10 protein-coding genes are annotated in these 12,709 nt (G+C 73.6%); 6 read left to right on the top strand and 4 right to left on the bottom strand.

Going from position 1 to position 12,709, the window contains the following annotated elements:
• Positions 1-9: 9 nt before the first annotated feature.
• The 3 genes from Cs7R123_RS30580 to Cs7R123_RS30570 form a co-directional block, all read right to left on the bottom strand.
• Entirely contained in the window at positions 10-1,023 is a 1,014-nt protein-coding gene (locus Cs7R123_RS30580) for a hypothetical protein (protein WP_212831564.1), read from the bottom strand.
• A 66-nt stretch (positions 1,024-1,089) separates the two neighbouring features.
• A complete protein-coding gene (locus Cs7R123_RS30575) occupies positions 1,090-3,792 on the bottom strand; it encodes an AAA family ATPase (protein ID WP_212831559.1) in 2,703 nt (900 codons plus the stop codon).
• Positions 3,793-3,903: 111 nt separating this feature from the next.
• Positions 3,904-6,105 (bottom strand): M4 family metallopeptidase, encoded by a 2,202-nt coding sequence (locus Cs7R123_RS30570; RefSeq protein WP_212831555.1) that lies wholly within the window; start codon positions 6,103-6,105, stop codon positions 3,904-3,906.
• A gap of 289 nt (positions 6,106-6,394) precedes the next feature.
• Between Cs7R123_RS30570 and Cs7R123_RS30565 the strand changes: the two genes are divergently transcribed.
• Together Cs7R123_RS30565 and Cs7R123_RS30560 are read left to right on the top strand one after the other, a co-directional pair.
• A complete protein-coding gene (locus tag Cs7R123_RS30565) occupies positions 6,395-7,294 on the top strand; it encodes an aminotransferase class IV (protein ID WP_212831553.1) in 900 nt (299 codons plus the stop codon).
• 101 nt (positions 7,295-7,395) lie between these two features.
• Entirely contained in the window at positions 7,396-7,743 is a 348-nt protein-coding gene (locus tag Cs7R123_RS30560; RefSeq protein ID WP_212831552.1) for a hypothetical protein, read from the top strand.
• Positions 7,744-7,758: 15 nt separating this feature from the next.
• Here the strand turns inward: Cs7R123_RS30560 and Cs7R123_RS30555 are convergent, their stop codons facing one another.
• Positions 7,759-8,469, bottom strand: a complete 711-nt coding sequence (locus tag Cs7R123_RS30555) for an HAD family hydrolase (protein ID WP_212831550.1) — start codon at positions 8,467-8,469, stop codon at positions 7,759-7,761.
• 167 nt (positions 8,470-8,636) lie between these two features.
• Here Cs7R123_RS30555 and Cs7R123_RS30550 point away from each other — a divergent pair, with 167 nt between their 5' ends.
• From Cs7R123_RS30550 to Cs7R123_RS30535, 4 genes are all read left to right on the top strand, one after another.
• Complete coding sequence (locus tag Cs7R123_RS30550) at positions 8,637-9,134, top strand: hypothetical protein (RefSeq protein ID WP_212831548.1); 498 nt, start codon at positions 8,637-8,639, stop codon at positions 9,132-9,134.
• Between the two features lie 103 nt (positions 9,135-9,237).
• A complete protein-coding gene (locus Cs7R123_RS30545) occupies positions 9,238-11,103 on the top strand; it encodes a hypothetical protein (protein WP_212831546.1) in 1,866 nt (621 codons plus the stop codon).
• A gap of 291 nt (positions 11,104-11,394) precedes the next feature.
• Positions 11,395-12,105 (top strand): hypothetical protein, encoded by a 711-nt coding sequence (locus Cs7R123_RS30540; protein ID WP_244872241.1) that lies wholly within the window; start codon positions 11,395-11,397, stop codon positions 12,103-12,105.
• Positions 12,106-12,161: 56 nt separating this feature from the next.
• Complete coding sequence (locus Cs7R123_RS30535; protein ID WP_212834695.1) at positions 12,162-12,707, top strand: TetR/AcrR family transcriptional regulator; 546 nt, start codon at positions 12,162-12,164, stop codon at positions 12,705-12,707.
• The last annotated feature ends 2 nt before the right edge of the window (positions 12,708-12,709 follow it).

Raw genomic sequence — 12,709 nt, 5'->3', positions numbered from 1 at the left:
TCAGCGCGGTCAGCGGGTGCCGATCAGCACCCCGATGTGGTCGGGGACGTGCTGGTAGAAGCGCTCGCGGCGGTCGGAGTAGCGGGCGTTGCCCGCCGACCAGGCGAGCTGGCCGCTGGTCCATACCCCCGGGGCCATGGCCACCGCGCGGACCGCGACCGACTCGCCGCCCGAGCCGAGCCCGGCCTCGACCGCCGCGACCGCCGCCCGGTAGTCGGCCAGCCGCTGGCCGTAGCGGGCCAGCAGCAGGTCGGTGGCGGCGTCGTACGAGCACGACTCCTGCGCCGCGACGATCGGCACCAGATTCAGCATGCTGCCCTGCCCGAGTTCGACCTCGGCCGACAGCAGGTCGTTGGAGATGGCGATCAGCTCGATGCCGGCGTCGACGGCCCGGCGCAGCAGCGGGTCGCGGTCGAACCGGCCGGGCAGCTCGACGCCGTGCGCGGCCTCGGTGAGCACGACCGCGATGTGGGCGCCGAGGTAGCGCGGCCGCTGGCGCAGGTATTCGGCGAGCGTGGGCACGCGGCCCGCGCGGACCTGCTCGGCCTCCCACCGGCAGCCGTCGACGTGGTCGCGCCACGCGTCCCGGAAGCGCGCCTGCCAGGCGGCCGAGGTCCGCTGCGCGACGGCCTGCCAGACGTGGCCGAACGCGGTGCCGATGCGGCTGGGGTCGGGTGCGGCTCCGGCGGGGGTGAGGAACCCGGCGATGCGCTCGCAGACGGCGGCCAGGGCGGTGCCGGTCATGCGCGGGGCGAGTGCTTCGAACTGGTCGTCGGCGATGGACCACAGGGCCATCCACTGGGCGAGCAGCGGCAGCACCGCCGGGTCGGCGTCGGGGTACATGCAGCCGACCATGGCCCCGAAGTCGGTCTCGACCAGGTAGCCGTCGCCCCGCGCCGGGTCGACGATGCCGTGCCGGTAGAGGAAGTCGCGTGCGGCCTGGTCCGCCTGCTCGGAGGCGGGGTGCAGGCGCAGCGGCACGGGCGGTTCCAGCGCGGCGGCACGCAGCGAGAACGAGGTCATGTATCCAGAGTGGATGGTCTAGCGGCAGTCCGCCACCGGACGGCCCTATTTTGGCACGCTCAGCGCTCAGTCGGTCACCCGTAGTAGTGCGGCCCGGTTGGGGACGCCATAGCGCCGGTACAGCCGGGTCAGGTTCGCCTCGACGGCCTTGACCGACAGGTGCATCGCCCCGGCGATGGCCCGGTTCGTGGCACCCGAGCGCAGCAGCTCCAGCAGCCGCCGGTCGGCGTCGCTCAGATCGGTCTCGCCCGCGTCCAGCCGCGCCAGCTCCTGCCGGGCGAACCGGATGTACGGGGCGCACCCGGCCTGCTCGTACCCGTCGAGGGCCTCGGTCAGGGCGGCCCGAGCGGCACCGCGCCGCCGGGCCCGCCGCTCCAGCGCCGCCAGCACCAGCGCGCACCGCAGCCGCTCCAGCGGGTACGGGTGCGGCGCCGCCATCAGCGCCCGCAGCCGGTCGGCGGCCTGCCGGGCGTCGCCGGACAGCCCGTCCAGCAGCGCCTCCACCCGGTCCAGCCCGAGCAGCACCACGGTGCGGTTCTGCCGCAGCGCGGCGGCCCGCGCCACGGCCAGCAGCTCGCGGGCCCGCGCGGCCTCGCCCGCCAGCGCCAGCGCCTCGGCCAGGTCCGCGTCGACCAGGATCATGGTCGGGTCGTGGTAGCCCAGCTCGGCCAGCAGCTGGCGGCCCCGCTCCAGGTTGCGCGCGGCCGTCGCGGCGTCGCGGCGCAGCAGGTCGCAGCGGCCCAGGAAGATCAGCGCGTACGCCTCCCACTCGCGGTCGGCCATGGACCCGCCGAGCACCACCGCGTCGGCCAGGTGCGCCGCCGCCTGCTCGACCGTGCCGTTGTTCAGCTCGGCCGCCCCGGCCATGACCAGGGCGCCGGTCGGCGGCAGGTCCACCTCGCGCCACAGCAGCGCGCACAGCCGCCCCGCCTCGCCCGCCTCGGCGCACAGGCCGGCCCGGTGGTAGATCGACGACGCCGTGTACAGGGTGCGGGCCAGGTCGCGGGTGCGCCCGGCACGCTCGGCGTCGGCCGTGAACCGGCGGGCGGCCTCGACCGCCGCGCCCATGTCGCCCCGGCGCATCTGCACGATCGCGTACCCCATCCGCACCCACACCGACGCCTTGTGCAGCGGCAGCGCCTGCGCCAGCGGCAGCGCCTCGGCCAGCGCGGGCAGCTCGCCGCCGGTGTCGCCCTGCATCTCCACCTGCAACCGGTGCGCCATCACCTCCAGCAGCAGGTCGGCGTCGCCGGACTTGCGGGCCAGCCGCTCGGCCTCGTCGACCTCGGGCGTGGCCACGGCCACCCCCTTGTCCCGGGCCAGCACGTCGGCGCGCATCGCGTGCAGCAGGCCCATCAGCAGCGGGTCGCCCTCGGCGTCGGGCGCTGCCGCGTCCAGCACCACCCGGATCGCGTCCGGGGTGCCGGTCAGCAGGTCGGCCAGCAGCAGCCGGGCACCGACCCGGGCGGTGCGGTCGGTGCGGCGCAGCACCGCCGCGCAGGTGGCACGGGCCTGCTCGGTCAGTCCGGCGGCGGCCGCGTGCTCGGCGCAGGCCAGCAGGCGCCGCGCCGACCGGTCCGGATCGGGGCTGCGCGCGGCGGCCAGGCGGCACAGGGTCGCCGCGGTCGCGGGGGCGCCCCGGTCGCGGGCGATCCGGGCCGCCGCGACCAGCTGCTCGGCCAGCGCCTCGTCGGGGCGGGCCGCGGCCAGCGCGCGGTGGCGGGCCGACTCGACCGGGTCTTCCACCAGCGCGGCGAGGCGGGCGTGGGCGGTGCGGCGGGCGCGCGGGGAGGCGTCGCCGTACACGAGTTCGGCCAGCAGCGGGTGGCTGAAGCGCAGCACCCCGTCCGGCTCGACGGCCAGGATGCCCGCGGCCAGCGCGGCGGCCAGGCCGGGGTCGTTGTCGGGCAGCATCTCCCGGCCCGGCTTGGCGCCCGTGGCGACCAGCAGCAGCGCCGGTCCGGCGGCGGCGGGCAGCGCGGCCAGCCGCTCGGCCAGCAGCGCCCGCAGCCGCTGCGGCACCGGCAGCGGGTCGTCGGGGCTCTCGCCCGCCCGCGCGTGCAGCGCCGCCCGCGCCAGCTCCAGGGCGAACAGCGGGTTGCCGCCGCTGGCCGCGCAGACCCGGTCGGCGGCCACGGCGGGCAGCGGCTGGGCCATCCGGTCGGCCAGCAGGCGGCGCAGCGCCGCCGACGGCAGGGCGCTGACCTCCAGCTCCAGCAGCGGCGCGGGGCAGAACCGGGCGCTGTCGGCGACAGCGCCCTCGTCGACCAGCTCGGCGGCCAGCACCCGGACCGGGGTGCCCGCCAGCCGCCGGGCGGCGAAGGCCAGCACCTCGGCGCTGGCCTCGTCGAGGAACTGCGAGTCGTCCAGCACCAGCAGCACCGGCCGCTCGGCGGCCAGCAGCCGCAGCCCCTCCACGACCGCGACCCGGATGGCCAGCTGGTCGGTGGCCCGCCCGGTCGGCGGCGCGGCCCGCAGCAGCGCGCTGTCGAGGGCTTCGCGCAGGTGCTGCGGCAGCGCGGACAGCTGCGGCAGCACCGCGCCGAAGAGGTCGATCAGCGCCAGGTACGGCAGCTCGCGTTCGGCCGCCGTGGGGCAGGCGCGCAGCACCAGCTCACCCGCGTGCGCGGCCAGCGCCGCCAGCGCCGCCAGCAGCGTCGATTTACCGATTCCACCAGGCCCGCGCAGCAGGACGCTCCCGCCGGTGCGCAGCTGCGCCCAGCATTGCTCCTGCTCCTCGCTTCGGCCCAGCATCGCGCCTGAGTCCATCACCGGACAGTGTTGCGCGTGCAACCGATTCGCGCGAGGCCCTTAGAGACGGCGGTGCTCCCCGCACTGAGCCAGGTGCGGGGAGCGGTCCGGTGGGGACGGTGTTCAGGCTCAGTTCAGCGACACGTCGTCGACCCGGAAGGTGGTGGCCAGGTTCGAGTCCTCGGTGCCGGTGAAGCGCAGCGTGACGGTCTGCCCGCGGTAGGCGGACAGGTCCAGGGTGCGCAGCTGGTAGCCGCCGCCGGCGTTGAGGTTCGAGTAGGTCAGCTTGGCCACGCCGTTGATCTGGACCTGCATGGTGTCGTAGGCCAGGGCCTCCCACTCCTGCGTGGTGATGTCCAGGTAGAACGACAGCGTCGCGGTGCCGGTCGTCGGGACGGTCACGTTCTGGGTGATGTACTCGGTGGCGGCGAAGCCGTTGCCGAGGATCCAGGCGTACCGGGTCCCGCTGTGGGCGTAGGTGGCGTTGGTGTTGACGACCGGCGAACCGCTCCAGCCGGTCTGGCCCGCCTCGAAGTCACCGTTGACGATCACGTTCGTGCCCGGGTTGCCGGTCGGCGACGGGCTCGGCGAGGTCGGCGGGGTGCTCGGGGACGGCGACGGCGACGAGGGCGCCGACGGCGAGGCCGACGGGGAGGCGGTCGGGCTGGTGGTGGGCGAGGGCAGCGCGGTGCCGACGCTGCACGCCGCCCACGCGACCGAGACCTGCCAGTACTCGACGCTGCTCGCGCCGTAGAGGTCCTTGGCGGCGTTCAGCGACGCGGTGCGGGCCGCGGCGTAGTTGGTGTTGGACGTCATGTACGTGGTCAGTGCCCGGTACCAGATCCGCGCGGCCTTGTCCCGCCCGATGCCCGCCACGGTGGAGCTGTTGCAGGTGACGCCGTTGTGCGCGCGGCCCCCGATGGTCTTGCTGCCGCTGCCCTCCGACAGCAGGTAGAAGAAGTGGTTGCCGATGCCGGAGGAGTAGTGCACGTCGAGGTTGCCGACGCCGGAGTACCAGCAGCCCTTGCTGTTGCCGTCCAGCGTCGGGTCGTCCATGCGGCGCAGCGCCCCGGCGTTGCCGGAGTTCCAGTTGATCTTCTCGCCGATGTAGTAGTCGCCCGGGTCGCTGCTGTTGGCGGTGTAGAACTCCACCACGGTGCCGAAGATGTCGGAGGTGGACTCGTTGAGGCCACCGGACTCGCCGCTGTAGACCAGCCCGGCGGTGTTGGAGGTGACGCCGTGGGTCAGCTCGTGGCCGGCCACGTCCAGCGAGGCCACCGGGGTGGTCTGGTTGCTGGAGTTGCCGTCGCCGAACACCATGCAGAAGCAGCTGTCCTGCCAGTACGCGTTGAGCAGGTTGGTGCCCACGTGCGCGTACGCCTTGGCGCCGACGCCGTCGCCCCGGATGCCCGCCCGGCCGAACGTCGCGTTGTAGTAGTCCCAGGTCTTGGACAGGCCGTAGTTGACGTCCACGCCGACCGTGGCCCGGTCGGTCTTGGCCCCGTTGCCCCACACGTTGTCGCTGTCGGTGTAGAGCGTCGCCCCCTGCGAGGGGTTGCTGTCCGACGCCCCGTGCGCGTCGTAGATCTTCGTGTTGCCGCGCACCGGGTCGGTCATCGAGTACGAGCCGCCCGACAGCGTGGTGTCGAGGCTGACCTGGCCGACGAGCAGGCTGTTGCCGGTGCCCTGCACCTCGTGGATCAGGTCGTAGCCGCCGAGCACGGCGCCGGAGGCGGCGTCGGTGATGACCGCCTCGCGGGCCAGGTCGCCCGCGGTGTCGGTGCCCTCGACGGTGGTGCGGTAGGCCAGCACCGGCGCGCTCAGGGTCGCGTACACGACCAGGTCGGGCGTCGCGGCCCTCGGCTTGCGGGCGTGTCGGGCGTGCCCGGGGGCGGCCGCGGCGGCCTGCTGACGGGTCAGCTTCGGGGTGGTCGTGGCCAGCGTGATCGCGCCCCGCGTGCCCGCCGCCCAGTCCGAGGCGGCCAGGCCGCCGCCGGGGGCCAGGTGCACCACCAGGTCGCCGCCGACCACCGGCAGCCCGGCGTACGTGCGCTCGAAGCGCAGGTGGCGGCTGCCGTCGGAGTCGACGACCACGTCCTTGGGCACCAGCCGCTCGGCGGCGCTCAGGCCCAGCTGCTTGGCGATGGAGGTCGCCTCGGCGCCGGCCTGGCGCAGCTGCCGCTCCCGCGCCGCCGGGTCCAGCCGGACCTGGCTGATCCCCGCCGTGACACCGGTGCCGGTGTTCGCGTGCGCCTGCGCCAGCCCGATGCCGACGGCGCCGAGCGCCGTCGCCACCGTGGCGGCCGCGGCCACGATTGCTCTGCGTGACATGGTGTGTTCCTCTTCCGGGCCCGCGAGTCGGGGTTGGTTGCCGGGCGGTGAACGTCCGGCGACGGGCCCGAAGCGAAAGCTAGAGCCGCTCATACCGGCTCCAGAAGGTCCGCAAGGGACTCGCAAGGGTAGATCGAGGGGCACCCGAGGGAACCGCCGTGCCGCCCCGTACCGCCCGGCAGGGCGTCGAGGAGATGTCACAGGGGTGCCCCGCGCGCTGCTGTTCGCCGAGGAGTGGGAAGCAGATAGCGTCACCTGCGGACCAGGCGCCACCGACGGAGGAGACACCATGCTGCAGCGCTACGACCAGCGCAACGCCGATGTGAAGTACTGGGTGAACGGGGTGCTGCGGCACCGCGACGAGCCCGGGATCTCCCCGTTCGACTCGGTGGTCCAGGGCGGCGACGCGGTCTGGGAGGGGCTGCGGCTGTACCAGGGGAAGGTCTTCGGGCTCGACGCCCACCTGGCCCGGCTGCGGCGCTCGGCGGCCGCGCTCGGCTTCGCCGCCGTCCCGTCGGACAAGGAGATCACCGACGCGCTGACCGAGACCCTGCACGCCAACGCCATGACCGACGGCGTGCACATCCGGCTCACCCTCACCCGCGGCGTGAAGGTCACCAGCGGCATGGACCCGCGGCTCAACCAGTCCGGCTGCACGCTGATCGTGCTGGCGGAGCACAAGCCGCCCGTGTACGACACCACCGGCCTGACCCTGGCCACCTCCAGCGTCCGCCGCCCCGGCCCCGACGTGCTGGACCCGAAGATCCACCACAACAACCTGATCAACTCGATCCTGGCCAAGATGGAGGCGACCGTCGCGGGCGCCGACGACGCGCTCATGCTCGACGGCCGCGGCTTCGTCGCCGAGACCAACGCGACCCACCTGTTCGCCGTGGTCGGCGGGGCGCTGGCCACCCCGCGTACCGTGGCCTGCCCCGAGGGCATCACCCGGCTGACCGTGCTGGCCCTGGCCGCGCAGCACGGCATCGAGGCGGTCGAGCGCGACATCTCCCTGGCCGAGATGTACGCCGCCGACGAGGTGTTCTGCACCGGCACCATGGGCGAGATCGCCGGGGTGACCGTGATCGACGGCCGTACCATCGGTGAGGGCGGCATCGGCCCGGTGACCAGGCGCGTCGCCGAGATCTACCTCGCCCACGCGCGGAGCTCCGGCACGCCCGTCCTGTGAGCCGATGCGCGGAAACCGGGATAGAGCCTCCTACGCGCCGTTTAGCATCAGATCCGGTGGAGACCATCGGTTATCGATCATCGGCGCGAGGAGGCTCGACCGTGGCGGACGAGGCGGTGACCCGGCACCTGGCCGGTATGGACGAGCTCGATTTCCAGGCGTGGAACGGTGCCGACTGGCACGGCCTGTTCGCCCGCTGCCACACGGACGACGTGGTGGTCGAGGTCCACGGGCAGCCGACCACCCACGGCATCGGCGAGCACATCGACGCCATGAAGGAGCTGGTCCGGCAGGCCGGGGGAACGCCGCCTCAGATCGTCTCCCATCCGATCGGATTCGGATCCGGCGACTGGACGTGCGTGGTGGGCGAGTTCGAGGACGGCCGCCGGATGGTCACCGTGGCGAAGTGGCGCGACGGCGCGATCGCCGAGGAGCACATCTGGCTGTAGCCGAAACCAGCGCCGTCAGGACGTGACGCGGTGGGCGTGCAGCTCGTCGTAGTACGGCTGCGCCGCCTCGACCAGGTGGCGCAGCCGGTCGGGCACCCGCGCCGGAGCGGGGTCGTACGCGGCGAAGCCGGTGGACGCCTCGACCGAGGCGTACCAGTGCGGCGCCCACACCCCGTCGGTGTCCCGGGGGCCCTTCGACCAGTGCAGCATCGCCGGGGTGTAGCCGATGCCCAGCGCCGCGCACAGCCGCGCCAGCACCCCGGCCGGGTCGCGCAGCAGGTCCGCCGAGTCCACCACCGGGCCGCCGTACGCGCGGAAGATCTCCGCCTGCTGCACGTAGCCCAGGTCGGCCAGCGTCGGTTCGCCGCGCACCTTCGCGTACGACGCCACCACGTGCGCCGGGTCGCGGATCAGGTAGGCGTTGGCCAGCGCGCCCAGCCAGTCCCGCCCGATCTGCGGCAGCAGGTGGTGGGTCATGTGCTTCTGGTAGTGCACCTCGACCCCGTCCGGCAGCGGGCCGGTCAGCTGATCGGCCACGTCCTGCCAGCGCGCGGGCTGCGAGGCGATCACCTCGGCGCGGCCGGGGTGGTCCAGGCCGGTGGCGAGCAGGTAGTGCGCGTACAGCGGCTCGTCGACCACCAGGGTGTCCGGCCGGGCCCCGAAGCTGCGCATGAGTGCCGTCGACACGTTGCGCGGCCCCGACCACATCGCCACCCGCGTCACCATGACCGCCACCTCTCTCCGCAGCGCAGCGTACCCCCAAGATCCTGGTCGGGCACCGGCATCGCCCCGGTGATCATCGTCGTCCCGCGGGGACCTAGAGTTCGATCACGGTGCCGTCCTCTTCGGAGGGCGGCGCTCGTGCTTGAACGTCCACGGGATGGAGAACTCCGATGCGCTACCCCCTCGCCCTCGCGCTCGCCACCGCGCTGCTCGCGCTGGCCGCCTGCGGCACGAGCGCGGGTGACCCCGCCGCGCCCGCGTCGTCCGCCGCGGCGCCCGAGGTGCCGGACGGCCTGGTCATGACCGCCCAGGCGGCCTGCGAGGAGGCTGACGGCCTCTACCACACGCTGGGGCCCGGCGCCCGCGCCGAGATCGTCAAGGGTGTCCGGGCCGAGGCCAAGGGCGACACCGCCGCGGTCGAGGCCGCGCTGACGGAGCTGCGCCCGCTGTTCACCAGTACCTCGGCGACGTTCGCCGACGTCGCGGGCAAGGTCGCCGACCCCGACCTGAAGGCCGCGCTGACGACCCTGTCCGAAGTGGCCGCCAAGGAGGCGACGTTCACGTCCTTCGCGGCTTTCGAGTCGGTCGCGGCCCTGGCCGCACCCGCAGAGAGCGTGCTCAAGGGCAAGTGCGCCGAGGCCGGGCGGCCCCTGGTGAACCTCGATTAGAAGCGTGCCGACCCGACCGGCGGCCCGGCCGGTACGCCGTTAGAGTGTCCCCTCTGTACAGACCGCAGCGCCTCCCCCTCCCTGCGTTCGAAGGGCACCAGCCATGTCCCGAAAGGTCAGTGCCCGCGCCCGCTGGCGGTACTGGTTCGACAACACCATGTCCCGGGGCACGACCGGACTGATCGGCTGGCTGGCCGTCGCCTCCGCCGGACTGATCCTCGTGCTCACCACGGCGATCGAGCTCGTCCGGCCGAGCAAGGACCGCGGGAACCCGGTGCTGCTGCTCTGGAAGACGTTCATCACGACGTTCAGCCTCGCCGCGCCGGAGACAGGCCGCTGGCCGGAGCTCGCGCTGTGGTTCGTGCTGGCGCTGGGCGGCATCTTCATCGTCAGCGCCCTGGTCGGTCTGCTCACCAGCGGCGTCAACCGGCGGCTGGAGCAGCTGCGCAAGGGCCGCTCCCAGGTCGTCGAGCGCGACCACACCGTGGTGCTCGGCTGGTCGGACCAGATCTACACGGTCATCACCGAGCTGGTCGAGGCCAACGCCAGCCGCCGCCGCGCGGCCGTGGTCATCCTGGCCGACCAGGACAAGGTCGCCATGGAGGACCGGGTCCAGCACCGGATCGGCAGCACCGGCCGCACTCGGCTGGTGTTCCGCACCGGCAGCCCGCTGGACCTCAAGGACCTGGAGATGGTCAACCTCAACGAGGCCCGGTCCATCATCGTGCTGGCCCCCGACGGCGGCACCGCCGAGGACGCCGACGCGTACGTGCTGAAGACCCTGCTCGCGATCAACAAGGGGCCCGCGTTCCGGGGCCGCCCGCACCACGTCGTGGCCTCGGTGCGCGACAGCCGCAACCGGGACGTGGCCAAGCTCGCCGGCGGGGACGCGATCGTGCTCGACGGCGACGACATCGGCGCCCGGCTCATCGTGCAGACGGCCCGGCAGTCCAAGCTGTCGGTGGTCTACCACGACCTGTTCGACTTCGGCGGCGACGAGATCTACATGACGGCCGAGCCGACGCTGGTGGGCAAGCAGTTCGGGCAGGCGCTGCTGGCATACCGGGAGTGCTGCCCGATGGGGCTGCGGCTGGCCGACGGCAAGACCGTGCTCAACCCGCCGCCCGGCACCGTGATCAGCCCCGGCGACCAGCTCGTGCTGCTGGCCCGCGACGACTCCATGATCAAGCTGGCGGCGCGGCCGCTGACCGTCGACCCGTCGGCGATCCTGCACGCCGTGCGCGGCCCCGCCGCCCCCGAGAGCACGCTGATCCTAGGCTGGAACCGGCGGGCGAGCCGGATCATCGAGCAGCTCGACATCTACGTCGCGGCGGGCTCGACCGTCGACGTCGTCACCGACCGCACCGACGCCGCGACGGCCGTGAACCGGCTCGGCCCGAAGCTGCGGCGGCTGCTGATCCGCTCCAAGTCCGGCGACACCCGCGACCGCGGCGTGCTGGAGACGCTGGACGTGCTGGCGTACCACAACGTGATCGTGCTGGCCGACGACGACCTCGACGCGCTGACCGCCGACTCGCGGGTGCTGGTCACGCTGCTGCACCTGCGCGACCTGCTGGCCGGGCGGGGGCCCGGCATCGTCAGCGAGATGCGCGACGACCGCGACCGGGCGCTGGCCCAGCTCACCAAGGCCGACGACTTCGTCGTCAGCGAGCAGCTGGTCAGCCTCCTGATGACCCAGATCTCGGAGAACCGGGACCTGGAGTCGGTCTTCGACGACCTGTTCGACGCCGACGGCGCCGAGATCTACATCAGACCCGCCAGCTACTACCTGCGCCCCGGGGTGTCGGTGACCTTCTCGACCGTGGTCGAGGCGGCGTGGCGGCGCGGCGAGGTCGCCATCGGCTACCGGGTGGCGGACCCGGGCGACAGCCACGGCGTCGTCCTCAATCCCGACAAGGAGCAGGTCATGCCCGCCATCGACCGCGTCATCGTCCTGTCGAGCAGCTGACACGCGCTCTTCTCGGCGTCTGAGTGCAGTTTCGGGGAAAGTGCGGGAATCCGAGCCGCGATTCCAGCACTTTCCCCGAAACTGCACTCGCGTGGGGGACGTCCGGTGCGGACGGGGTTACGGAATGTGTCGGGGGGTGCGCGCATTGCCGGGGGTCGGCGGGCAGGGTGAACCGCCTTCCCCGGTTTCGGCCCGGCAGCTACGATCGTCGCTGTTGTCGACGGTGCGTGACACCGGGACGGATCCGGCCGGCGGGACCCGCGGCGCGCAGACTCAGGTGGGGAGAGCGGCATGACGGACAACCGTTTGAAGGGCCGGGTCAAGGGCCTGTTCGGCGCACAGCCCGAACTGGAGGCAGCGCCCGAGCCGGTGGAGGCGGTGCTGGCCGATCCCGACGCCGAGCGGCAGGCGCTGCAGGTGCTGGTGCTGGCGCGGCGGACCGCCGACGAGCACATCGCCACGGCGCAGCAGGAGTCCCACCGCATCCGGCAGGAGGCGCGCGGCAAGGCCGAGGACACGGCTCGGGAGGCGCGGGCGCTGGTCGAGGCCGCCCGGGAGGACGCCGCGAACATCATGGCGCAGACGCAGGCCAAGGCGGTCGAGCTTGCCCGGGAGGCGCAGGCCAACGCCGAGGGCGCCCGGCGCGAGAGCGAGCAGCTGGTGTCGGAGGCGCGCCAGCGCGCGCTGAGGATCACCGAGGACGCCCGCACCAAGGCCGACGAACTGGAGCGCGACGCCCTGCAGCAGTACGAGGACGTCGTCGGCAGCCTGGAGGCCAAGCGCGACGCGCTCAACGAGCGGATCGACGCGCTCCAGCAGTTCGACCGGGAGTACCGGGCGCGCCTGCGCCGGTTCATGAACAGCCAGCTTGACGCGCTGGCCCAGGACGACCCGGGCACCGAGCTCGACGCGCGGGCCGACGCCGAGCCGCGCGAGGCGGAGCCGCGGCAGCCGGTCGGGCGCCAGCGCAAGCCCGCCGCCGAGGGCAACGTGCCGGCCTGACCGCCCGCCCCCTGCTATCTTGTCAATGGAAAGATAGCGTGAAGGGGGCGGGCGCCATGGCGTACCACCACGGAGACCTGCGCCGGACCATCCTGGCCGCCGCCGTCGACGCCATCGCCGAGTCCGGCCCCGACGGCTGGAGCCTGCGCGAACTGGCCCGCCGCGCCGGCGTCTCGCACGCCGCGCCCGCCCACCACTTCGGCGACCGCACCGGCCTGCTCACCGCCCTGGCGGCCGAGGGCTACGACCTGCTCGCCGACACCCTGGGCGCGGCCGATCCGGGCTTCCTGGAGGCGGGCCTGGCCTACGTGCGCTTCGCCACCGAGCACCCCGCCCACTTCACCGTCATGTTCCAGCCCACGCTGTACCGCGCCGACGACGAGGCCGTCGCCGAGGCCCGCGAGCGGGCCGGCCGGGTGCTGCGCGAAGGCGCCCGCGCCGCCGCCCCCGGCCGGGCCGACGCCGACACCACCGCGCTGGCGGGCTGGTCCATCGCCCACGGCTTCGCCAGCCTGTGGCTGGCCGGGGCGCTGCCCGAACACACCCGCCCCGACGCCGTCGCCGCCGCCCGGCCCGTGCTGCGGCGCCTGCTCGAACACTGACC

The sequence above is a fragment of the Catellatospora sp. TT07R-123 genome, from assembly GCF_018327705.1.
In the GTDB taxonomy this organism is placed as follows: domain Bacteria; phylum Actinomycetota; class Actinomycetes; order Mycobacteriales; family Micromonosporaceae; genus Catellatospora.
The sequence above is the reverse complement of the archived record's forward strand: the minus strand, read 5'-3'. Positions and strand labels throughout refer to the sequence as shown.